Consider the following 23,091-nt stretch of genomic DNA (forward strand, 5'->3'; position numbering starts at 1 on the left):
CCATGTTGTGGCTTGTGCTGATGATGGGCTGGCTGGACCTTCCCGCCGCCCGACCGGTGGCGGAGGATCTCTTCTGGTCTGCTCGCCTTGAGCTGAACATCAAGGAGCACAACGAAATCCGGAACCTCAAGGCCGTTTATCCCGGCGTGGCTGGAGGTGCGGTGGGGTTGCTGGGCCCCCGTTTCTTTGTGGAAGCCGGGTTCTTCCCGGAATATCAGGGGGTGGTCACCGCCCTGTATCAGGCCCCCATTTCCGAGCAGAGCACGTTTTTTGCCGGGATTTACCGGCTCTTTCTCCCCTCCATGGAATCGGAGGCCACGGAGAACGACACGGCTGCATCCAGTTTTCTCCGGATTCCCTTCGTTCTGGGGGTGACCGGGACCCCGGTGCGGGGGCTGACCCTGAACGCCGGGCTGGGAACGGGATTTTTCGGCTATGACTTCTTTGAAAACAAGGTCGGTGTGGGTGGATTTCTCGGTCTGGCGGTGGAACCTGTTCCCGGGCTGGAGATCTTTTATGAGGGTGTGTGGCCCCGCTTCAAATTTTACGGAAAACGGAACCTGGGGGTGAGCGTGGGCCTTCCTGCCCAGGGCCTCAAACTCCGGATGGGCTGGCGGTATGTGGACTACACCACCGATCAGATCACCGGGGATCACATCTTTGTGTCCGTGGGCTATTCGGGCCGCATTGCCCGGGAGAGAACCGTCAAGGAAAGGGCGCCCCAGAAACCTGCCCAGCCCGAACAGGTGGTGATTGCCGGGGTGGTGAGCGATGCCACCACCGGCCAGCCTGTACCGGGTGCCATTGTGTATAAGAAGGGGGCCCGGCGGGGTGTCCGTACGGACCGGTATGGCCGCTATGTCCTCCGGTTTCCACCCGGGGAATACACCCTCGTGGTTCAGGCCTATCCCCGGTATCTCACCCAGGAGATCCCCGTGACCCTCACGCCCGACAACCCCCGCATCACCCTGAACGTGCAGCTCAAGGTCAATCCGGTTTATCTCCAGTATCAGGCCAAGATCCGGGAGGCGGAGCAGGCCCAGTCTCAGGGGGATCTCCGGGCTGCGCTGCTGGCGTATGAAGAGGCGCTGAAACTTTTCCCCAAGGGCTCGGAGGCCCTGGCCGGTCGGGATGCCGTGCGCCTCGAGATCCAGAAGAAGGTCAAGACGCTGAAGGTTCAGGCCAAGGCGGCGGAACGGGCGAAGAACCTGCGCAAGGCTTTGTCCCTCTGGGAGCAGGTGCTCGCCCTGGATCCGGAGGACGAAGAGGCCCAGGCCGGGCGGGCCCGGGTTCGTCGGGCCATGGCGTCCCGCACCCGGACCCCTGCGCGGACCCAGCCCTCTCCCCAGCCGCGGTCGTCTGCCCGTCCCCAGCCCGCAAAGGAAAACGTGGATGAGTTGATTGAAGAAGGGAAAAAGGCCTTTCTCGCCGGAGACTATGCCCGTGCCGTCCGGCTGTTTGAACGGGCCCTTCAGATCGACCCCAACAACCGGACGGCCAAACGTTATCTTGAGAAAGCGAAAACCTATCTGAAAGGCACAGGAGGTTGAGAGGATGGGGCGCCTGCTCGTTCTGCTTTTCGTGAGTGGTCTTGCCGCTCAGGAAGCTCAGCCTGTGGTGGTTCTGGATGACACCACGCAGGAAACGGTGGCGGTTGCCGTTCCGGAAACCACACGGGTTCCGGAAACACCGGAACCTGCTCAGGAAACGGCGGTGATCCCTGTGGACACGGCTCAGGCGGTGCCCGTCCCGGTGGAGGAAGCACCGGTGCCGGTTCCTGCCGAGGAAACCGTGCCCGTTCCTGCGGAGGCAGCACCGGTGCCGGTCCCTGCCCCGGAAACCCCCGCCCCGGTCCTTCCGGAGATGGGAGGCCCGCCGGTTCTGGAGGAGGCCGCCACCTATCGGCCAGAGGTTCTGGTGATTCCGGGTCTGGAAATCGAAATGGACGCGGGATTTTCCCGCCTGTTCTATTCACCGGCGCCCCTGTCCCGGGTGTTTGTGGGGGATGAGCGGGTGATTGATGCCCAGCTCGTGAGCCCCGAAGAGGTTCTGGTTCTGCCCCAGCGCGTGGGGGTATCCAACCTGATTTTGGAAACCACGGAGAGGGAGCGCTTTGAATTTCAGATCCGGGTTCGGGCGGCGGATGCCCGGAAGCGGTCCCGCCGGAGCATCTCCCTCCAGGTGTATGTGGTGGAAATCCGCCGCCAGGCGGGGGATCAGTACGGTGTAAAGTGGACGACGGGTGGAGATCTCTTCGCTCCGGAGGTGTCCGAACTCCCGGCCCTCTGGCGGGAGGATCGGGACGATGTGTACAGCATCCGGGAGCTCGGTCCCATCTATCGCCTCACCCCCTTCACCGCCAAGGCCATTCTGGAGACCGCCCGGGGGGAGAGCCGCCTGCTCGCCGCTCCCACCCTGGTGGCCCTGGAAGGAGACTCTTCCACCTTTCACGTGGGGGGTGAGATCCTGGTCCCCACCGTGTCAGGTCTGGGAAGCGGGCAGGTGGAGCGAATCCAGTATGGGATGAAGCTTTCCTTCACCCCCACGGTGGACGTGGATCAGAGCATTGTGCTCAACGTGCATGTGGAGGTTTCTCAGCCCGATTTCACCCAGAGAGTGCAGGATGTGCCTGCCCTGCGTACCCGGCGGGCAGATGCTGTTCTCCGGGCCCAGAGCGGGGAGGTCATTGGCCTGGGTGGGCTGATGCTCCGCCAGGATCAGGTGATCTCCACAGGCCTGCCCCTCCTCTCCAGCATCCCTCTCCTGGGCCATCTGTTCAAGCGGACCCTTTCGGTTTCGGAGTATTCCGATGTGGTGGTGCTGGTGATCCCCACCCTCCTCCCCCGTTCCCGGAGCATGGTGCGGGTGTGGGAACGCCTGAAGGTGCGTAATCTGGAAATGCCCATCCGGGAGGTGAACGGGGAGGTGCTGGTTCCCGTGAGGGAACTGGTCCGGGCCCTTGGAGGAGGGGTGACGGAAAAAGAGGCTTCCCTCATCGCCAAATACGGCGGGCGTTCCATGCTGTTTGATCTGGAGGGGCAGACCCTTCAGTTTGGCTCGGAGGTGAGGGGAACGCGTATTGAAAACTATTTCGGCATCTGGCAGGTCCCCCTGCGGGATCTGGAACCCCTGTTTGGAGATCGGATGGTGTTTCTCTGGGATCGTGGGCAGAACATCCTCCACGTGATGAAAGGGATTCCCAAACCGTGAGGAGGATGGGGTGAAGAAAGTTGCCTTCGGGACGAGCAAGGGTGGGACCGGGGTCACCTTCCTGGCGACCAATCTGGGGGTGTATCTGGCGAAGAAAGGGCGGAGGGTCCTGCTTGTGGACATGGAAATGGACCACGCGGATGTGGCCACCGCCCTGAACGCCACCCCGCGGATGGATTTTGGTATGTATTTCATGGCCCTCCAGCGGGGAGAGACCCCCAAACTGGATCCCTTCGTGAGCCCTGTGGAGGTGGTGGAGAACCTCTTTTTGCTGAGCCCGGACATGCTTCCCCAGCGAACCCCGGTGGTGGTGACACCGGACATGGTGATGAGCCTGTTCACGGATCTGGCAGGTCAGGATCCTCCCTTTGACTATGTGATCTTTGACGGGCTGGACCTCCTGACTCCGGGGAACGTCCAGGTGCTGGATTCGTCGGACCACGTGTTTTTTGTGCTCACGCCGGAGATCAGCTCCCTCAACGCCCTCCAGGCCAAGCTCAGCGTGTTGAAGCACATGTATTTCGCGCCCCAGAAGGTCCGCCTCATTCTGAACCATGTCCATCCGGAGAGCATGATCCCCACCGAGGAGATCGTCAAGGCCGTGGATCCTTTCATCCTTCTCCTGGAGATCCCCCATGGGGGGGATCGGGTGCTGGAGAGCCTGGAGTTCGGGGAGCCCCTGATCCTCACAGACAAGGACAATCCTGCCATCAAGGTCCTCCGGGATTTTGCGGAATTCCTGGAGGGGACCATCAGCGAGGATGAGCTGGTCAAGCGAGGCCAGAAGAAGAAAGGATTTTCTCTTTTTGGAAAGAAGAAGTCAGCCCCGGCCCGTCGGACCTCACCGGGCCCGGCCCAGGCCCCGTCCGGACAAGAGGACCTGGATGCCCTTCTGTCCGAGGCGCTCCAGATGGCCCAGATGGAGGAAACGGGAGGGCCCACCACCCTGGAAGAGGGGCTGGCGGCCACCCAGGACGAACCGTCCCCACCTCCCAAAGATGGAGAAACGTCCCGCATTTCCCGGGCCCATGAAGTCTTCCGTGTGGCCCAGAAGCGAAGCGAAGAGTGGATCCGGTGGAAGGAGCAGATCCACAAGCTCCTCTTGACCCGGATCAACTGGAAGGAATTCGGCCAGGTTCAGCGGGATTCGGAGGCGGGGCACGAACTCCGCCGGAAGGTGGAATCCCTGGTGCTGGAACTCATGGATATGGTGGGGGTGGCCATCACGGACAAGGCCGAGCGTCAGGCCTTTGTTCAGGAGGTCCTGGATGAGGCCCTGGGCTATGGCCCGCTGGAGCCCCTTCTTCGGGATGAAACCATCACGGAGGTGATGGTGAACGGTCCCTTTGACATCTATATTGAGCGGGGCGGAAAAATCTACAAAACCGATGTCCATTTCCTGAGTGAGGAGCAGCTCCGGGTGGTGATCGATCGGATTCTGGCACCCCTCGGGAAACGGGTGGATGACTCCATGCCCTATGCGGATGCCCGTCTCCCCGACGGTTCCCGTGTGAACGTGATCATTCCCCCTCTCGCCCTGAACGGGGCGGTGGTCACCATCCGGAAGTTTTCCAAAAAGAAGCTCACCGAGACGGAGCTTATCGAGCTGGGAAGCCTCACTCCCAACATGGTGAAGTTCCTCAAAGCCGCGGTGTATGTGCGCAAGAACATTCTGATCTCCGGGGGAACCGGGACGGGGAAAACCACGTTCCTTAACATGCTTTCCCGGTTTATTCCGGAGGGGGAGCGGATCGTGACCATCGAGGACACGGCAGAACTCCAGCTCCAGCAGGAGCACGTGGTGCGGCTGGAGGCCCGTCCTCCCAACGTGGAAGGAAAGGGGGAGGTGACCATCCGGGATCTGGTTCGGAACGCCCTGCGAATGCGCCCGGACCGGATCATTGTGGGGGAGTGCCGGGGTGCCGAAGCCCTGGATATGCTCCAGGCCATGAACACCGGTCACGATGGCTCCATGACCACCCTTCACGCCAACTCACCCCGGGATGCCCTGTCCCGACTGGAATCCATGGTGCTGATGGCCGGAACCGAACTCCCCTCCAAGGCCATCCGTCAGCAGATCGCCTCCGCCATCCAGCTTATTGTTCAGCTTTCGCGGTTCCGGGACGGTTCTCGAAAGGTGGTGGCGATCTCCGAGATCACGGGCATGGAAGGGGATGTGATCACCATGCAGGACATCTTTGTCTTTCGGCAGACCGGTGTGGATCCCGAGACCGGAAAAGTCTTGGGCAAGCACACGGCCACGGGGGTCCGGCCCACCTTCTATGAGGAACTGGAGGCTTCGGGTGTCCAGCTTCCGCCCGATCTCTTCCATCCGGACCCCGAATTTGCCCAGGCGCAGTTTGAATTTTGAACCCTAAGCCAAAGGAGGCTGCTGGATGAACAGTCGGATCCTCAGCGTGGTTGGCCTGGTGGTGGGCCTCATCCTGATGGGCTTTCTGTATCTCACCCTTTCGGGGGCCTTCAGCCGGTTTCAGAAAACCTGGGTGGAGGAAGAACTCCGTTCCCGCCTGGACGTCCTCGCCAGGGCCACCGCCCAGTCCCTGGTGACCTGGCTGGTGGAGAACGACGATCTGGAGGCCCTCCGGATTCTTCAGGATCTCGTGTCCCGCACTGAGGGGGTGTATCAGGCCGTGGTGGTGGATCGGGAGGACCGGGTGTTCGCAGCCTATCCCGAGCGGGACCTGGAACCCGGTGCCACCTTTATCCCGGAACAGCCTGCCCTTCGTCAGACATCCCAGCGCGTTGTTTTTGGAACTCTGCCGACCAAAGGAAATGCCGGCACGCTCTATTTGATCGGTGTTCCCATTTCCACCCTGGTGCGGGGCCAACCCCAGCGGATCGGGGCCCTGTATGTCCTCGTTACCGATCGGTTTGTGTCCCAGTCGGTCCTCCAGGCCTATCACACCCTCCGGGGACGGGTGATCTCGGTGACCCTGGGATCCTTTGTGGTGCTTCTCCTCATCCTCCTTGGGGTGATGGTGGCGGGTTCCGGAGGTGGTCAGCCCGTGGTGGCCCGCATGCCCCGGCTCTCCGGTCTGGTCATCTCTCCCTCCGATTCTCCCGAACACGTTCAGGAGATTCAGGCTGCCCTGGGTCGGCAGGGGCAGACCGCGGTGGACACCGCCGGGCTCCACGTGGAGCTCCAGACGTCGGACAACGGAGCCCTGGTGGAAAAGCCCGGTTCGTCCTTCTTTGGTGGCGCGGGATTTGCGAAGCGAGACACGGCCCACATTCTGGCTTATGAGCTCCTGACCCGGACCCTCCGTCTGCGCCTGCCGGAAGAAGACGATCGCTCGGTGACGGAAGTGATGGAAACCCTGGACCTTTCTCTGGATTTCCTGGACATGGACGATCCCGAACTGGTGATGGTGATCGGGAAAGGGGGACCGGAGGTGGAGATTGCAGCGGTGGGTGAGGTGTTCGCCTTTGTGGTCCGGGAAGGAGCCGATCAGGCTGAGGTGATCCGGCTGGGGTCCCGTGAATCCAGGCTATCCCTGGCGTTTGCCCGGGCGGTGGAAAGCGAACCCCTCCGTGTGGACCGGAAGGACCTTCTTGGACTCGTTCTCGCCGCCTTCCCCGTGGCGGTGTTTGCCCCTCGCATCACCCAGATGGCTGCCTCCGGTCGCATTCCGGTGGAGGAAGTGGAATCCCTGGTCCAGGAAGGGGCCTTTGAATGGGTGGTTTCCGTGGAGGGAGGTGAGGGGTGATCGGGGTGTATGCCCGGGTGCTGGAGGCCTTCGACCTGGGAGACCATGTGTTCCCGGCGGAGAAATACAGAGAACTGGCCCGGATTCTGGAAGGGCGGGGATGGCGTCTCCTTCCGGTGGAGGAACCGGTATCCTTTGAAGACCTTCTGCTCGTGCACACGTCGGAGTATCTCGACGACCTCCGGCATGCCCGCTGGACCCCCCGCACCCGCTTTTCAGAAATCCCTCTGAACCAGGCCATTGTGGACGCTTTCCGGTATATGGCGGCGGGAACCCATCTGGCGGCAGAAAAAGCGCTGGAACACGGCGGATCTCTCCACATCGGGGGCGGATTTCACCACGCTTATCCCGACCACGCGGAGGGATTCTGCTATGTGAATGACCTGGCCTACGCCATCCGCAGGCTCCAGCGGGAAGGTCGCATCCGCCGCGCGGCGGTGGTGGATCTGGACGTCCACCAGGGGAATGGAACCGCCGCCATCTTTCAGGGAGACTCGAACGTCTTTACCTTCTCCATGCATCAAGAGGACCTCTATCCTGTCCCCAAAGAGAAAAGCGACCTGGATGTGGGGTTGTTCCGGGGAGCGGGGGATGAGGCGTATCTGGAGACCCTTGCCCGCCATCTTCCCCGGGTCTGGGCTTTCGATCCGGATCTGGTGCTCTATCAGGCAGGTGTGGACCCCTATGAAGAGGATCTCCTGGGGGGGCTGGCCCTTTCAGCCCGCGCCTTGCGGGAACGGGACCGGATGGTGATCCGGGGTGCTCTGGAGCGCCAGATTCCGGTGGTCATCACCCTGGGTGGGGGATATGCCCGGAATCCCCAGGACACGGTGCGTCTCCACCTTCAAACGGCGGAGGTTCTGGAGGAGGCCCTCCGGGGGTTGACAACCTCCGGGTCGGTGCCTATATATAACCTGAACGGCAAAACGGGAGTGGTGGAATGAGCCGAACGATGATGTTTTTGATCGCGATGGGGCTCTCCATTGTCACGGCCCTTCTCCTCTGGTCCTACACGGAGGAGCAGAAGAAGAAACTCCTGCAGCAATACCAGACCGTGGAAGTGGTGGTGGCGGCGGACGATATCCCCGCCCGGACCCGCATCACCCCGGATCTGCTGGCCACAGAGGTGGTCCCCATGCAGTTTGTTCAGCCAGGGGCGATCTTCACCCTGGAAGAGGTGGTGGGCAAAATCACCCTTGTGCCCATCAAGAAGGGAAGTCAGATCCTTTCCGACCTCATCGTGAGTCCGGAGATGCTGGGTGGACTTTCTGCCGTGCTTGAGCGGGGCACGCGGGCCATCACCATCCGGGTGGATGCGGTTCGGGGGGTGGGCGGCATGATCCAGCCCGGTGATTTTGTGGACGTGTTTGCCGTGCTTCCAGATCAGCAGAAGCCGGACCGGAGCTGGATCGTGGTGCCCTTCCAGAACCTTCAGGTGGCTGCGGTGGGAGGCCGCCTGCGTCTTGCCACCGCGGCGGAACTCCAGCAGCAGGGGATGATCACCCCCGAGGCCGCGGGCGCCATCGGAACCATCACCCTGATGGTGGACCCCCAGACGGCCCGGGATCTCATCGCCCTGAACCAGGTGGCCATCACCGTTCTTTCCCTCCGGGCGGTGGGCGATCTGGATTCCCTGTATCTTGAGCCGGTGCGGGTTCGGGACGTGGTGGCCAAATACAAACCGAAGGTGCGTTACCGCCCCCGTCCCAAGCCCCGGGAAGTGGAACTCTATGTGGGGGTGAACCGCAAGCGCTACAAGGTGGTGGGGAACCAGGTCGTCCTGGCCGGGGAGGAGAAAGGCTTTCGTGAGGCGGATGTGCCATCCCCCGGTGGGGTTCAGGCTCCGCCCGTTCCGAACTTTGCGGGCATTGCCCAGCAGGTCCTTTCCCAGCTTCCCAGCTTGATGGGACCTTGAGGCGGTTTCCCGAGACCGCCCTCTCCCTGCTCCGATCCCTGGAGGAGGCTCCCTGGGAGAGGGCGGTCTGGTCCTTTGCGGGGGCCGTGTATCTCCGGAACCTTCTGGAGATGGCCCTGGAGATCCCCCACACCCTTCGCTTTCCCCTCTGGGATGCCCTGCTTCAATATCCCGCCTTCTATCTCCTGGTGGACCTAGGCTTTGCCTGGATTTTACGATGGGCGGGCTATGCCCGGGACAGCCTCCGGATCCTGAAGGTCCTGTTTTTTGCCCAGTGGATTGTGCTTGTGACCCCCCTGGTGGACGGATTTCTGGCCGGTCCGTCCTTTCCCGCCTATTTCCGGGATCCTCTGGAGGTGCTCCACAAGTCCCTCTATGTGTTTGTGTTCTGGACCCACACGCCGCCCCTCACGGCCGGGATGAAAACCCAGATTTTGCTGGCCCTGGGCGCCATCTGGGTGTGGGGGGGGCTGGTGGGGGTGGGCTGGTTTCGCCGGCTTCTCGCCCTGTATGGCCTCTTTCTCTGGATGATCCTCACCGGGAGCCCGCCGGCCTATCTGTATCCGCCCTCCATCCCCTGGGTGTTCACCCGGAAAGAGCACATCACCACCGCCTTTTTCCTGGTCCTTCTTCTGGGGGCGGCGTTCGGGTATGGCCGGGCGTGGAAACACCTCCGTTCGGCCCCGCCCCTCTGGGCAGCCCTGGGATTTCTTGTGGGGGCGCTGGAGATCCGGTTTTTCCCCTGGCAAGCAGCACTCGCCGGACTTCTTCTTCCTATGCTCTGGGCCTGGGCGGGATGGCATTTAACCGAGCGTCGGTACATGCTTGCAGTTGCCGCAGTGGTTCTGTCCGTCGGAACCTTCTATCAGGCTGTCCCTCTGGTGCTGGCAGGTGGCGTTGCCCTCTGGGGCGCCCTAGAAGCAGAGCTTCTGCCAAAATTTCCGGGAAAGGCCGTTCTGAACTGGATGGCCTTTCTTTCGGGCCTCGCCCTCTGGCGAGGCCATTATCTCTTCCTGGACCATCCCCTGATCGTCGTAGGATCCTTCATTCTGGCCCTCGTGTCCGAATTTCTGCCCCGGGGTTTCCGGTGGCTTCCGGTGGTTCTCCTGGGGGTGGCCTATGCCCATCCCGATGGGGATGTGGCCGCCCTTCACCGGTTTTTCTCTCTGGGGGAGGCGGACACCACCCTTCGGGTTTCTCTTCAGCGTCTTCCCGATGGAAAGGGCAACCACGAGCCCTGGATGCGTCTTGCCCTGGCCGATGGCTTCCACGAAATCTGTCGCTATGAGGAGGCGCGTTCCCAGCTCCTTCATCGGCCGGGGGAAACGTCGCCCCTGTGGGGGCGATACCTTTCCCTGTGGGGACAGGACCCTTCCCTTCCCTCCACCTTTCCGGGAACCTATCCATCTCCGGAGAACACCCTTCCGGTGGTGGAGATCCTTTATCGTCTGGCCTTCCAGGATCCGGAGGCGGGCCTGGCCTGGTTTGGGCGGATGACCCGGCTGGGAGCCCTTTCTCCCCGGAGCGGAGCCGGTCCCCTGGTGGACTTTCTGCTGCTGCGTGCCCGCCCCAACCTTGCCCGGGATTATCCCCTTCCGGATCAGGCGCCGGAGCCCTTCCAGTGGGTGGCCCTGTATGCCCGGCTTCTGTCCGGGGACTCCCGTGCCCAGGAAGCCCTGAAACAGTGGTTTGAGGAAACCCCTCCGGGAGCCTATCATCCTTTTGTAGCGACGGTGCTGGATTCTCTCCTGGGGCCTGATTCCACCCGGTGGATCCGCCTGGCCCCGGACTGCCCGGTGCCCTGGCTGGTGGTGTTCCGCGGAGGTCCCGTGTGTCCCTGTCGGGAAGGCTCCTGACCCTCTTTCAGGCCACGCGCCTCCTGAAACTCCCCTATTACGTGGCCCTTCTGGGTCTGGGGAGCCTGATGGCCCGCTGGGAAGGGCACGATGTGGACCCCCTCCGGTGGCTCGCGGTGCTGGGATGGTTTGTGGTGCTTTATGAATCTTTCGTGTTCCTGAACGATGGGGTGGATGCACGGCGAGACCCCCCGACCGCCCCCACCTGGGTCCGGCTGGGACTCTCTCCCCGAACGCTTTTCGGGCTTTCCGCGGTGGGGATCCTGGTTTGTGAAGCGTGGCTGGGGTTTTTCTTTCGGGATGTGCTGGTCCTGGGAAACGTCGTGGTGGTCCTGGGTCTCCTGTATCATCTCCCCCCCTCGAAGCCCCTGAAGCGGATCTGGCCAGTGGGGCTTCTCCTTCTTGCGGGGATTGGCATGGGCGTGATCCTGGCGGGGTACGGCATTTCCGGTGTTTGGCCCTCCCCCCGGGCCATAGAGGTGGCCTTTGAAATTGGGGTGTGCCTGTTCCTGGTGTTCGGGAACAAGGATCGGAAGGATGGGGAGGGTCTCTGGGCCCTTCTTCCGGATTCCACCGCCCGGAACGTCCAGGCGGTTTTCGCCTTCCTGGCCTTTCTCCTTCCCCCTGTGTTCTGGGGGGGAGGGGTGGGGTATGGCCTTCTCGCCTTCGTGCTTGGACTGTTTGCCCTCGGGCTCTCCCTTCGTGACCCGTACCGGGAAAGTCTTTTCTGGCTTCTTTTCTTCCTCTATGCCGTCCCCACCCTCCTGGTCCTCCGGCATCACGTTGCCGGAGGATGATCACAGGGTGACGTCCACCCCCGCGGTGATCAGATGCTCCTGTTCCCTGTGGATGGCGTCTGTGGACAGGGCATCCCCCTGAACCTCAAGAAACACACGGGCGTTGCGATAGAGGTAATAGCTCAGGTTCAGCGCCACCGTCTGAGTCCAGATGGCCCGATAAGACGGATCGTTTTCCGGTGAATCCACATAGTTCACAAGGAGGGACACCACCACCGGATAGGATTTCACCCAGTTCAGCCCGGCAAATCCTCCATAGAAGGTCTTTTTCACCCCGTTGGCCTGATAAAAGGGATTGTCATCCTGTCCCCACAGCGCCTGAGCAAACACGTCCCAGGCACCGGCGTCATAGGCGAGGTCCACCCCCGCCCGGAGAAACCGGTTGATCCGGTTGACGCCGAGAGAGTCCACCATCCCATCCTGACCGTACAGTCCGAAGAGCCCCACGGAGAGCGAGGGAATGGGAAGAACCAGGTGTCCGAAAAACGCCTTGTCGGTGTTGTTGTCAAAATCACGATAGGGACGGGCAGCCCCCACCGTTCCGATGGGCTCGGCTTCCCCAATGCCGTTTCCGTTCACCACCCCCAGGGTGGTGGACAGAAAGGGAAGCCCCACCAGAACCCCCCGGTGGTAGGTGAGGGCAAACCCGTTGGCTGCCGGTGCCACGCGATAGATCATGTAATCCGACCGGGTGAGGCGCACCTCCCGCATGAACATCAGGTCCGAGATCTGAAACTGCCCGAGGGTGACCGAAAGGTCCCCGGGGAGTCCCATGAGTTCCACCCAGGCGTCCTCGAACTTCGGCGGTTCCCCTTTCTCAAAAATCACATAGGAATAGAACCGCACGTGTTCCCCCAGGGGCGCACCCGCCAGGATCTTGGCGAAATAAGGTGCCTGGATGTCCGCTTGGGCTTCCCCGAAATTGCGGCCCTCCACCCAGTGGATGAACCGGAAGGCCACCGGCGGATATTCCGGGAGATGCAGTTCGGGATCTCCGGTCGCGAGCGTGCCCTGGTCCACGTCCCCGAAGATATACCCGCCTTCAGCGAATCGGTGTCCGAAGGCGTTGAGATGGGGGACCGCCTTGTGACAGGCGTTGCAGGAGATCCCGTATTTCCGGGCGAAGGCCGGAATGGCCCTTGCGGGGGCCGGAAGCATCATCCATGCGACCGTGAGCCACAGTCCATACCGTTTCATCCTGTTCCTCCTGTTTTCGCTGTGGCCATGGGTACCGTACATCCGGCGAACAGGGTGTATGGACGCACCTGTCCCCTTTCAGTCCAGTTCGTCGTGATCCTCTTCTTCGTCCCCACCGGGGAGGAGGGGGTGACCTCCTCCCCCTCCTCCACCTTCACCACGTTGCTGGTCCTGGACAGAGGGTCTCAGGGGGTGGGCAATCTGGCCGCCCAGGTAACCCGTGTACGTAACGGATGCCGAGAGAAGAAGGACGCTCACCAGGGCCAGATAGCGCAGCCCCCGGGCAAAGGATTCGGCCCATGCAAGAAGCGCACCCAGGACAAAGAGGGAAGCGGTGAGAACCCCTCCCCTTTCGTGGAGTTCCACAAGCTGTTCAGCAATGCCCCGGGCTTCGGCCCGTTCTTCGGCCTGTTCACCTGTAAAATAGGCAAAGACAGCAAACAAGGCGCCCACAAGCAGAACCCAGCGAAGCTCCATGCGGGCCCTGCGGTCTCTGAGGCTCCAAAGGGCCAGAACCAGCGCTCCATACGCGAGAACGATGGGGAAGTGAACAACGGCATTGTGCAGATGCTCGAAAAGGTGATGCATCCAAGCCCTCCGGTTTGATTCAAAGGATACAGCGGGAACCTTAAGACAACCTTAAACAGCAGGGAAGGAAACCCAAACCCGGTAGGATTCCCGGGAGGAAGCACGCCGGATGGTCCACCCGTGCATCCGGGCCACTTCCCGGATGACTGCCCACCCCAGTCCATGGGAGGCCGTGGGAACCGGTTCTGCGCTCACCGTGTTTTCCAGCCCCAGGGTGTTGCCCTTGAACCAGATATGGACGGAGCCCCCTTCCGGGGTGTAGCGGAGGGCGTTGTCCACAAGGTTTTGAAGCATTCGATCCAGAGCATGGGGATCGGCTTCCACCCGGAGCATGCCGGGCTCGCCCAAAAGGGTCACGGCAAGGCGTTTCAGACGAATTTCTTCCTGAAAGAGATCAAGCGTTTCCTTCACCCGGGAGAAAAGGTCCACCGGTTCACGAGGAGAGGAAGGAAAGGAGCCTTCCGCAAGAAAAAGGATATTCTCCGAGAGATGTTCCAGTCTGCGGACCGCTGCCTGCATCCGTGTTCGGGAGGGGGCGGATTTGCCCAGTTCCAGCCGGAGAATGGACAGGGGGGTTTTGAGATCATGGGCCCCCTGGAGGAGGATGTGGTCATACCGCCTCAGGGCGTTGTCCACTTCCCTGAGACTCCATCCCGCATACACCCATCCCACGGCCAGCCCCACCAGTGCGGCAAGGGGCAGGAAAAGCAGAATTTCCAGTGCGGAACGCTGGAGGATCTGACGGATCTGAAGAGGGAGAGGATATGACACACGGAAGGTGAAGGTCCCAAGGGAAGGTTCCGTCCAGGTCATGTCGTAGAATAGAAGGGATGTGGACGAATCGGATAAGGGCGTCCCCCCGGAAGCGACAGGTGATCCGTCGAGGGACCGCATCTCCCATGTCAGGCCGTGGGGCAAAGGAAGACGCCGTAATCGCTCCAGGAAAGCGAGGGTGTCTCCCGACTCCAGGAGGTGTTCGTGGGATTCCACTGCAGAAAGGAGAGTGAGCGTGGTCTGCTGCAGCAGACGTTCCACTTCGTGGCGGGCATAACGAAGGTGGTTGATTCCGTGGACCAATTCAATGGTCACCACGGCAACGGCTGCGGTCAGGGCAAACAGTCCGGCCACACGCAGCCGGGACTGGACAAACCTACGCCTTAAGGCGGTACCCCAGATGGCGAACATTTTCGATCCGGTCCCGACCCAGGATTTTTCTCAGATGACTCACGAACACCTGGAGACTTGCCCGGTTTCCGGGTGTTTCTTCCCCCCACAGAACGCGTTCGAGATGGGCATACCGGACCACGCGATTGCGACGTTTCCACAGTTCCTGGAGAAGGAGACGTTCTTTCTGAGGGAGGGTATAACGTTCCGAAGGGGTGCGTACCGTTCCGTCCGAGAGATCCACCTCCACATCATCCAGGCGAAAGCGTGCGTGGAGGGTGTAGGTTCGGCGAAGAAGGGCAAAAATCCGGGCGAGGAGTTCCCGGGGCTCAAAGGGCTTCACCACATAATCATCCGCCCCCAGGTCCAGCGCCTGCACCTTGTCCTCCACCCTTTGCCGGACGGTCAGGAAGATCACGGGGAAAAGGGGATCTGCTTCCTTGAGGGCTTTGAGGACATCCAGTCCACGACCGTCCGGGAGCATCCAGTCCACGACGGCCAGGTCTTTTCCATCGATGCCTTCGCCCCGTGCCTGGAGCACTGAGCGTGCCCACACCACCTGAAAGCCTTCGCTTTCGAAAAAGTCTCGCAGCCCATCTCCCAGGACCGGATCGTCTTCCACGAGGAAAAGGGTCCAGGGACCGGGGAGCATCTACACAAGCCGGCTCAGGAAGAAGTTGATGATGGAATAGAGGAGGGCGCCGAAAAAGGAACTCCAGAACCCCGCCACCTCAAAACCCGGGACAAACCATGCGGCCAGGGAAAACATGGCGGCGTTGAGGACGAGAAGGAAGAGCCCCAGGGTGAGCAGGGTGAGGGGAAGGGTGAGGAGGACGAGCAGGGGTTTCACCAGGGCGTTGAGGAGCCCCAGGACCAGCGCTCCACCGAACAGGGCCAGGGGACCGGAGATCTCCATCCCCGGAATGAGAAAGGACACCACCCACAGCGAGAGGGCGCTCACCAGCCATCGGGCCAGGAGTTTCATCGGGGAACCTCCTCGTTTGACATGAAGTATACGGACGGTTCATCGAACCGTCCGTGAAAAAGAAAAAGGGGCGGCCGAAGGCCGCCCCTCCTGTGTCGTTGTGAAGCGCTGCCTCACCCGATCACACGGACGTCCTGGGCCTTGGGACCCCGGGGAGTGTTCTCCACCCGGAACTCCACCTGCTGACCCTCTTCCAGGGTCTTGTACCCATGCTGGTCCACGATGTCGGAGAAATGCACGAACACCTCTCCCTGGCCGTCTTCACGGGCAATGAAGCCGTAGCCCTTCATCCCGTTGAACCATTTCACCTGTCCTTTGTACGTCATCCTGCTATCCTCCAGCCCCCTGGGGGCTTTCCGCAGCACGCTGCGGGCCATCTTTTCCGCTCATGTGAGCGTACGGTTGAGTCTCGGGGAATCCTCGAGGTTTTTCCAGAGACGAACCAAGGATACACCCCGGGAGGCACCCTGTCAAATCTTGCGTCTTATCCCACGAAACCCGACATCCCCTCCTTCATCCCGCGGGCGTTCGGACGGTGGAAGCACATGTCCCCGCGTGTTCATCTCCTCAGGAGGAGACTCCGGACTCGAGGCGCTGTCTGGCGGTCAGGACCCGGTGAAGGGCCTCGTCGGGGGTGATTCCCGTGGCGGTGAGATGTCCCATTTTCCGTCCCGGACGGGGATCCCGTTTCCCATAGAGATGCAGTTTCACATAGGGATCGTGAAGCACGCGATCCCAGGCCGGTTCGCCCCCTGCCCAGAGATCCCCAAGGAGGTTGGCGATGGCCACCGGGCGATAGAGTTCGGGGGAACCGAGGGGCATACCTGTGATGGCCCGCACGAGTTGCTCGAACTGGGAGGTCACCGCGGCGTCGAAGGTCCCGTGGCCCGAATTGTGGGGGCGTGGGGCGAGTTCGTTCACCAGAATCTTCCCCTCCCGGCTGATGAAAAACTCCACGCAGAGAAGTCCCACAAGTTCAAGATCATCCGCAAGGCTTCCTGCAATCTCCTGGGCTTCCCGCTGGAGTTCGGGGGGAATCCGGGCAGGCATCACCGAGGTGTCCAGGATATGGCGGTGATGGGTGTTTTCGGCAACGGGGAAAACCTCCTCTTCACCCCGGACGTTCCGGGCCACGATCACCGAACACTCTCCGGACAGTTCCACAAAGGCCTCCAGAACGCAGGGGACCTTTCCGAGGGCCTCCCAGGCGGGATAGGCTTCCTCGGGGGATTGAAGAAAGACCTGTCCCTTTCCATCGTAGCCGCCTGTCGCGGTTTTGAGAACCGCCGGAACGCCCACCTTCTGGACGGCTTCGTGGAGATCGGAGTCCGTGCGCACAACATGGAAGGCGGGAAGGGGGTAGCCCCTCTCCCGGAGGAAGGTTTTTTCCCGGATTCGATCCCGGGCGATGGCCACCACCTCCGGAGAAGGGAAAAGGGGACGGAGGGAAGCCACGGCTTCGAGAACGTCTCCGGAGATATGCTCAAACTCAACGGTCACCACGTCACTGGAGCGGGCCACCTCCAGGGCCGCTTCCACGTTGTCATAGGTTCCCACCACCAGACGGCTCACCCTCCCCGCCGGGGCATGGGGATCGGGTGCAAGGGTGACCACCTCATAACCCATCCGCTGGGCCGCGATGGCGGTCATTTTCCCCAGTTGCCCCCCGCCGAGCACCCCGATGGTTTTTCCGGGCGGGAGGGGGGTCATTCGTCAGCCTCCGGATGGGGCTTTTCCAGCACCCGGGCCGTCTGATTTTCCCGGAAGGCGCGCAGACGCTCCCGGATCTCGGGATATTTGTTCCCCAGAATGGAGGCGGCCAGCAACGCCGCATTGATGGCGCCGGCTTTTCCGATGGCCAGGGTTCCCACGGGAATCCCGCCGGGCATCTGGACAATGGAGAGCAGGGCGTCCAGACCGTTGAGGGACGTGGCGGGGATGGGAACACCCAGCACGGGCAGAAGGGTTTTGGAAGCCGTCATGCCGGGCAGATGAGCCGCCCCACCCGCCCCGGCGATGATCACTTCCAGTCCCCGACGTTCCGCCGTCTCGGCATATTCAAACATCCAGTCCGGTGTGCGGTGGGCGCTCACGATGCGCACCTCATAGGGAATATCCAGGGATGCCAGCGTTTCGGCTGCATGTTTCATCACAGGCCAGTCCGACTGACTCCCCATGATGATCCCCACAAGCGGCTTTTCCATGGAACCCTCCCCGTTGTGAACGGTCGTGGTGACATCGGGCCCCTCCATGGCCCCGTTGCTCAGAACGCCCCAATTATAACCGGATCCCCAGAAACCGGCAAGGACACCACGAACGTTTGACGGTACGAAGACGTTTGCGTATCGTTACAGGTGCCCATCCGGCATACGTTCCAGTTCAATTGCGTTCACATTCGCATTCACGGAGACAGAAAATGGAAACCATGGGTTCGGTGCTTGTCCAGAACGTGCCCAATCCGCCCATCCTGTTCTTTTTCCTGGGCATGCTGGCGGTTTTTCTGCGGAGAGGGTGTGAGGGATGAAAAGCCTGATCCTGACCCTGGATACCGGACGGGCGGCCCTGCTGGAGGTGGAGAAGGATCTCCGGCGGTTCGTGTTCTTTGACGCGGACGATCTCCAGGGCCCCTGGATCTTGGAAGAACAGGGAGAATCCCGGGGGTTCTCCGGAGAGATCCGGGGGAGCTCCCGCACGGTGCGGATGGATTTCCGGGTTCGGGAAGATCGGGAGCGGATCGCCCCGCCCTGGCGGTTTGCGGTGGTCAGGGTGGAGGGTGTCCTGGAGGTGGACGGTGAGGTGTTCACCTTTGAGGGGGGGCGCCACGCCCTGCGAGAGGCACCGGACGACCCTCCCCTGTATCTCTCCCTTTCTGCCCACCGCTTTGAACACGCCCGGACCGGCAGTTTCTCCGCCCTTCTGTTTCCCCGGCGGGGACTTCTTGCCACCCGCTATGAGGGAGATCTCTCCTGGCACACCCCGGACTTTCACCTCCAGAACGCCACAGGACGCCATCACGTCCGGCCTTTTCGCTGGCGGTATGTGTTTCAGGGGGAGGAAGGCCAGTTTGACCTGGAGTGCTGGGCACCGGAGCGCCATCTCGTGGAACTCGCAACCCCCCGCGGATTTCGCTATGTCTCGGCCATCGCCCACGCCTTCCTGGTCCGCCGTGCCTCCGGTCGGGAAACCCACCGGTATTACGCCCACCACACCCTCTTTCTGGACGTTCACACCGACCGCCGGATTCCCCTCCAGGGCTACGAAGGTCAGGGTCCCCTCCGGTGATGCGTCTTCTGGACACCCTGATGCTCCTTCGCCCCACGTTGCTTCTTCCCGTGTGGGCCCTTCTCTTCTGGGGCTATGATCTTGCCCGTCCGGAAGGCTTTGTCCGGACGTCCTTCCCTCCCCGGTTCTGGCTGGGGCTCCTGTCCTATTCCCTTCTCCTCGGGGGTGCCTATGTCCTGAACCAGATCACGGATCGGGAATCCGACCGGGTGAACCGGAAACTCTTTCTCCTTGCGGACGGTCTTGTGCCCCTTTCATGGGCCTGGGGGGTGTTCTGGATCACCACGGGGTTGTCCCTCCTCATCGGACTTTTTCTCCCCCGGATCTATCTCGTGCTGTGGGGGATTTCCTTTGTCATGGGGGTGCTGTATTCCTGGCCCCCCTTCCGGTTCAAGGGACGGCCCTTTCTGGACCTTGCATGCAACGCCCTGGGTTATGGTCTGGTGAATTTCCTGGTGGGCTGGTCCCTGGCCGCGCCCCTCACCCGGCGAGCGTTCGCGGAGGCCCTGCCCTTCGTGTTTGCGGTGGGGGCGGTGTTTCTGAACACCACCCTGCCGGACATCCCGGGGGACCGGGCGGCGGGGCTTTGGACCACGGGGGTGAAGCTCGGACCCCGCCGGACGGCCTGGCTGGGGTTCGGGATGCTGTGGCTTGTGGTGCTGTTTTCCGCGCGGGTGGGGAATTTGCCGGTACTTGCGGTGTCAGCCCTTTCCCTGCCCCTCTTCGCGGCGGCGGGGTTTGATCCCGCCCGGTTTGACAAGCTCTCCTACCGGGTGGCCGGAGGGCTTTTTGGCCTTCTCTCGGGGATCCGGTTCCCGCCGTACCTTGTGCTGGGCCTTCTCACCTTCCTGGCCCTTCGCCTGTATTACCGCCACCGCTTCGGCCTGGTGTACCCATCCCTCCGGGGGCGGTGAAACCCTGAAAGAACGTGCCCGGTGCTTCAGAATTCACCGGTACACAAGATCAGGGAGGGTGTTATGCGAACCCGTTTTCGGACCCACACGTGCGGCGAACTGTCGGTTGAACATGTGAACGAACGGGTGACCCTGGCCGGATGGGTGGCGAGCCGGCGGGATATGGGTCCCTTCGTGTTCCTGGTCCTGCGGGACCGCTATGGCACCACCCAGGTGGTGGTGGAGGACCCGGAGCTGGTCCAGCAGGCGAAGTCCTTTCCCGAAGAGTCGGTGATCCAGGTGGAGGGCACGGTCCGGAAACGTCCGGAGAAGGAAATCCGCCCCGGCAGGACCGGTGCGATTGAGGTGGTGGCCGAACGGATCGTGGTCCTGAACACCACTCGGCCCCTTCCCTTCCCCATCCGGGACGATGTGGACGCCTTTGAGGAAACCCGCCTGAAGTGGCGTTTTCTGGACCTTCGCCGTCCGGTGATGCAGCGCTATCTGGAAACCCGGCACCGGTTCATCAAAGCGGTGAGGGATTTTCTGGACCGGGAGGGGTTTCTGGAGATCGAGACCCCCATCCTGACCCGGAGCACGCCGGAAGGAGCCCGGGACTTCCTGGTTCCTTCCCGCCTTCACCGGGGCAAATTCTATGCCCTGCCCCAGTCCCCCCAGCTCTACAAGCAGATCCTGATGGTGGCGGGATACGACCGCTATTTCCAGATTGCCCGGTGCTTCCGGGATGAGGACCTCCGGGCGGACCGCCAGCCGGAATTTACCCAGATTGACCTGGAGATGAGCTTTGTGGATATGGAAGATGTCCTGTCCCTCACCGAACGGATGATGCACCATGCCTTTCGTGCCGTGGGGGTGGAGCTTTCCGTCCCCTTCCCCCGCCTGACCTTTGAAGAGGCGATGCGGCGGTTCGGCACGGACAAGCCGGATCTGCGGATTGTGTACCCGGAGCTGGCGGATCTCACGGACGCGCTGGCCGGTCGGGGGTTCCGTGTGGTGGATGGGGTGGTGGAGCAGGGGGGACGGGTGATGGGCCTGTTCCTTCCAGAAACCTTCAGCCGGAAGGAGCTGGATGCCTTCACGCAGCTTGCGAAGGATTTCGGGGCGGGGGGTCTTCTGTGGGCCCGCCTGGAAGAAAACCGCTGGACTTCAGGACCCCTGGCCCGCTGGCTTTCGGACGTTCAGCTCCCGGTGGCTCCGGAAGGGGGGACCGGAACCCTGTTCGCGGTGGCGGACTTCGGCTGGCTCCCCCACCGGATTCTCGGGGAAATCCGCAGGCGGGTGGCCCACCAGCGGAAACGCCTCCGGGAAGGGTTTTTCGGCCTGTGGGTTACCCACTTCCCCATCCTGGAATGGAACGAAGACGAGAGGCGCCTGGAACCCGCTCACCACATGTTCACCCAGATCGTGGAGGAAGACCTTCCCCGGTTCCGCGAACTCAAACCCTGGCTTGAGGCCCGGATGGAGGGGCTCCGGGCCGGCGACCGGAGGACGCTGGCGGAGGTGGAGGCCCATCTCCTGAGGATCCGGGGCAAGCAGTATGATCTGGTCCTGAACGGATGGGAGGTGGGGTCGGGATCCATCCGGATCCACGAGCGGGCCATGCAGGAAGCGGTGATGGATCTCATCGGCCTTCCTCCGGAGGAGCGGGAGCGCCGGTTCGGGTTTCTCCTCAGGGTGTTTGAATACGGGGCGCCTCCTCACGGGGGGATTGCGCCGGGGGTGGATCGGATCGTGGCCCTCATCGTGGGGGCGGACTCCATCCGGGACGTGATCGCCTTCCCCAAAACCACCAGCGCCCAGGCGCTTTTTGAGGGTGCACCGTCCGAGGTGGACGACCGTCAGCTGGAGGAACTGGGGATCCGGGTCGTGAAGGAGGGAGATGCATGAGCACGCTGAACCTTGCCTATGAAGTCCGCGGGGAGGGGCTCCCCGTGGTGTTTCTCCACGCCTTCCCCCTGAACCGCAGGATGTGGGATGGGGTGGTGGCGGGTCTTGAGGGGATGAAGGCCATCCGGGTGGACGCGCCGGGCTTCGGAGAGAGCCCCGTGCCGGAAAAGCCCTATGATCTTGCGGATGTGGCCCAGGCGGTGGTGGACATCCTGGACCGGGAGGGGGTGGAGCGGGCGGTGGTGGTGGGCCTGTCCATGGGAGGCTACATCGCCTTCCGGCTGTACGATATGTTCTGGTCAAGGGTTTCGGGGATGGTCCTTGCGGACACCCGGGCGGAGATGGACGGACCGGAGGCCCGTGAGGCACGGGAGAAAGCCATCGCCCGGATTCGTTCCGGAGATCGGGAAGGCTACCTGGCCGATCTTCTTCCCCGGCTTGTGGGCCCCACCACCCTCAGGACCCGTCCGGAGGTGGTGGAGAAGGTGCGGCGCTGGATGGAAGAAGCGCCAGATCAGGCCCTGGTGCTGGCCCTCACGGCGATGAAAAACCGGCCGGACTCGGTGTCCATGCTTCCCACCGTGGAGGTCCCGGTTCTGGCCATCGCGGGAGAAGAGGACGAACTCACGCCGCCGGAGGTGATGGAGCGCATGGTGAACAAAATGCCCCACGCCCGTCTTGAGGTGATTCCCGGTTCCGGTCACCTGTCGGCCGTGGAAGATCCCGAGGGCTTCCGGGAACGGCTGGTCCGGTTTCTGAGAGAAATCGGCTGACCGATCAGGCGTTCTTTCTCATCAGACGGTGGACCACAGCGTCGGGCAGGCGCCCGTATCGCAGGGTCAGGTGGGTGGGGTCCTCCAGCCGGGCCACCCCGGCTTCCAGGGCCCGGAGCGCCCATAACCCCACGCCCAGCGCGGTGGGTTGAAGGGGGGTGGGGACAAGACGTGCCGGGTGATCCGGGAAATACCGGGCCACTCCCGATCCCGCGGCCAGGGGCGTGGAGATCTCAAGGCCCTCCACCGGGACGATGGACAGGTCCTCCACCACGTCGGGAAGTTCCCGGGTTTTCCGCAGAACCGAACGATACACTTCCCGTTTCTGGGCATCCAGAAGCACCGTCACCACCGCGCCTTCCGGGAGGGGAAGGTCCATCACCAGGGCTTCCGGCGTGGGGACCAGCACCACCCGTGTGCCGTGGACCAGGTGCTGGGCTTTGGCGAACACGAAGCCGATTCGCAGAGCGGTAAAGTATCCCGGTCCTCCGGAGAGGGCGATCCCGTCCACGGCCCCGGGGTCCACCCCTTCTTCCTGGAGGAGATCCAGCACGAAGGTGGGGAGGAGGTTGCTGTGGGCAAAGCGGTGAAAGGAACGCCGAAAGGCCCGGGCCTGGCCGTCCACAAACAGGGCCACCGAGGTTTCCGGTCCGCTCGTTTCCAGCGCAAGGAGAACAGCTGGGAGAGACATAGAAATCAAAAGGCGGAGGGGGAGGGATTCGAACCCTCGGCCCCGGTTTTAGCCGGGGCTACGGCTTAGCAAGCCGCCGCCTTCGACCACTCGGCCACCCCTCC

General features: G+C 62.3%; 21 protein-coding genes, 1 tRNA gene and 1 pseudogene. 13 read left to right on the forward strand and 10 right to left on the reverse strand.

Annotation, left to right across the window (positions count from 1 at the left end):
• The first annotated feature begins 2 nt into the window (after positions 1-2).
• The 9 genes and pseudogenes from AC6HU3_RS06885 to AC6HU3_RS06925 all read left to right on the forward strand — a co-directional run bounded on the left by AC6HU3_RS06885 (position 3) and on the right by AC6HU3_RS06925 (position 11,506).
• Positions 3-1,550: a carboxypeptidase regulatory-like domain-containing protein gene (locus AC6HU3_RS06885; protein WP_497473040.1), complete on the forward strand. Its 1,548-nt coding sequence runs from the start codon at positions 3-5 to the stop codon at positions 1,548-1,550.
• A 4-nt stretch (positions 1,551-1,554) separates the two neighbouring features.
• Complete coding sequence (locus tag AC6HU3_RS06890) at positions 1,555-3,210, forward strand: secretin GspD/PilQ domain-containing protein (RefSeq protein ID WP_497473041.1); 1,656 nt, start codon at positions 1,555-1,557, stop codon at positions 3,208-3,210.
• A gap of 10 nt (positions 3,211-3,220) precedes the next feature.
• Positions 3,221-3,766 (forward strand): annotated as a pseudogene (locus AC6HU3_RS06895) (CpaE/TadZ family protein); the annotation flags it as partial.
• Between the two features lie 354 nt (positions 3,767-4,120).
• Entirely contained in the window at positions 4,121-5,581 is a 1,461-nt protein-coding gene (locus tag AC6HU3_RS06900; RefSeq protein WP_497536299.1) for a TadA family conjugal transfer-associated ATPase, read from the forward strand.
• 25 nt (positions 5,582-5,606) lie between these two features.
• Positions 5,607-6,938, forward strand: a complete 1,332-nt coding sequence (locus AC6HU3_RS06905) for a hypothetical protein (protein WP_497473042.1) — start codon at positions 5,607-5,609, stop codon at positions 6,936-6,938.
• Positions 6,935-7,882, forward strand: a complete 948-nt coding sequence (locus AC6HU3_RS06910; protein WP_497473043.1) for a histone deacetylase family protein — start codon at positions 6,935-6,937, stop codon at positions 7,880-7,882. Before AC6HU3_RS06905 ends, AC6HU3_RS06910 begins: the two co-directional genes overlap by 4 nt.
• On the forward strand, positions 7,879-8,853 hold the full coding sequence (gene cpaB, locus AC6HU3_RS06915; RefSeq protein ID WP_497473044.1) for a Flp pilus assembly protein CpaB: 975 nt from the start codon (positions 7,879-7,881) through the stop codon (positions 8,851-8,853). Before AC6HU3_RS06910 ends, cpaB begins: the two co-directional genes overlap by 4 nt.
• Positions 8,850-10,709 (forward strand): hypothetical protein, encoded by a 1,860-nt coding sequence (locus AC6HU3_RS06920; protein WP_497473045.1) that lies wholly within the window; start codon positions 8,850-8,852, stop codon positions 10,707-10,709. The genes cpaB and AC6HU3_RS06920 overlap by 4 nt, the downstream gene beginning before the upstream one ends.
• Complete coding sequence (locus AC6HU3_RS06925) at positions 10,685-11,506, forward strand: hypothetical protein (protein WP_497473046.1); 822 nt, start codon at positions 10,685-10,687, stop codon at positions 11,504-11,506. The genes AC6HU3_RS06920 and AC6HU3_RS06925 overlap by 25 nt, the downstream gene beginning before the upstream one ends.
• Here the strand turns inward: AC6HU3_RS06925 and AC6HU3_RS06930 are convergent, their stop codons facing one another.
• From AC6HU3_RS06930 to purE, 8 genes are all read right to left on the reverse strand, one after another.
• Entirely contained in the window at positions 11,507-12,703 is a 1,197-nt protein-coding gene (locus AC6HU3_RS06930; RefSeq protein WP_497473047.1) for a hypothetical protein, read from the reverse strand. It lies immediately after the preceding gene.
• A 78-nt stretch (positions 12,704-12,781) separates the two neighbouring features.
• Positions 12,782-13,291, reverse strand: a complete 510-nt coding sequence (locus tag AC6HU3_RS06935) for a DUF2231 domain-containing protein (RefSeq protein WP_497473048.1) — start codon at positions 13,289-13,291, stop codon at positions 12,782-12,784.
• 51 nt (positions 13,292-13,342) lie between these two features.
• Entirely contained in the window at positions 13,343-14,419 is a 1,077-nt protein-coding gene (locus tag AC6HU3_RS06940) for a sensor histidine kinase (protein WP_497473049.1), read from the reverse strand.
• A 22-nt stretch (positions 14,420-14,441) separates the two neighbouring features.
• Complete coding sequence (locus AC6HU3_RS06945) at positions 14,442-15,107, reverse strand: response regulator transcription factor (protein ID WP_497473050.1); 666 nt, start codon at positions 15,105-15,107, stop codon at positions 14,442-14,444.
• On the reverse strand, positions 15,108-15,440 hold the full coding sequence (locus AC6HU3_RS06950; protein WP_497473051.1) for a phage holin family protein: 333 nt from the start codon (positions 15,438-15,440) through the stop codon (positions 15,108-15,110).
• A gap of 113 nt (positions 15,441-15,553) precedes the next feature.
• Entirely contained in the window at positions 15,554-15,766 is a 213-nt protein-coding gene (locus AC6HU3_RS06955) for a cold-shock protein (protein WP_497473052.1), read from the reverse strand.
• Positions 15,767-16,007: 241 nt separating this feature from the next.
• Positions 16,008-17,150 (reverse strand): 5-(carboxyamino)imidazole ribonucleotide synthase, encoded by a 1,143-nt coding sequence (locus tag AC6HU3_RS06960; RefSeq protein ID WP_497473053.1) that lies wholly within the window; start codon positions 17,148-17,150, stop codon positions 16,008-16,010.
• Positions 17,147-17,644 carry a 5-(carboxyamino)imidazole ribonucleotide mutase gene (gene purE, locus AC6HU3_RS06965; RefSeq protein WP_497473054.1) on the reverse strand — a complete coding sequence of 166 codons (498 nt, stop codon included), beginning with the start codon at positions 17,642-17,644 and terminating at the stop codon, positions 17,147-17,149. The genes AC6HU3_RS06960 and purE overlap by 4 nt, the downstream gene beginning before the upstream one ends.
• A 316-nt stretch (positions 17,645-17,960) precedes the next feature.
• Here purE and AC6HU3_RS06970 point away from each other — a divergent pair, with 316 nt between their 5' ends.
• From AC6HU3_RS06970 to AC6HU3_RS06985, 4 genes are all read left to right on the forward strand, one after another.
• Entirely contained in the window at positions 17,961-18,722 is a 762-nt protein-coding gene (locus tag AC6HU3_RS06970) for a hypothetical protein (RefSeq protein ID WP_497473055.1), read from the forward strand.
• Entirely contained in the window at positions 18,722-19,636 is a 915-nt protein-coding gene (locus tag AC6HU3_RS06975; protein ID WP_497536300.1) for a UbiA prenyltransferase family protein, read from the forward strand. The genes AC6HU3_RS06970 and AC6HU3_RS06975 overlap by 1 nt, the downstream gene beginning before the upstream one ends.
• A 63-nt stretch (positions 19,637-19,699) precedes the next feature.
• Positions 19,700-21,523 (forward strand): aspartate--tRNA ligase, encoded by a 1,824-nt coding sequence (aspS, locus tag AC6HU3_RS06980; protein WP_497473056.1) that lies wholly within the window; start codon positions 19,700-19,702, stop codon positions 21,521-21,523.
• Positions 21,520-22,296: an alpha/beta fold hydrolase gene (locus AC6HU3_RS06985; RefSeq protein ID WP_497473057.1), complete on the forward strand. Its 777-nt coding sequence runs from the start codon at positions 21,520-21,522 to the stop codon at positions 22,294-22,296. Before aspS ends, AC6HU3_RS06985 begins: the two co-directional genes overlap by 4 nt.
• A 4-nt stretch (positions 22,297-22,300) precedes the next feature.
• On the opposite strand, the gene tsaB is transcribed toward AC6HU3_RS06985, so the two are convergent.
• Positions 22,301-22,987, reverse strand: coding sequence for a tRNA (adenosine(37)-N6)-threonylcarbamoyltransferase complex dimerization subunit type 1 TsaB (gene tsaB / locus AC6HU3_RS06990; protein WP_497473058.1), 687 nt, complete (start codon positions 22,985-22,987; stop codon positions 22,301-22,303).
• A 13-nt stretch (positions 22,988-23,000) separates the two neighbouring features.
• A tRNA-Ser gene (locus tag AC6HU3_RS06995) sits at positions 23,001-23,091 on the reverse strand.

The organism is Caldifarcimen microaerophilum (assembly GCF_055387105.1).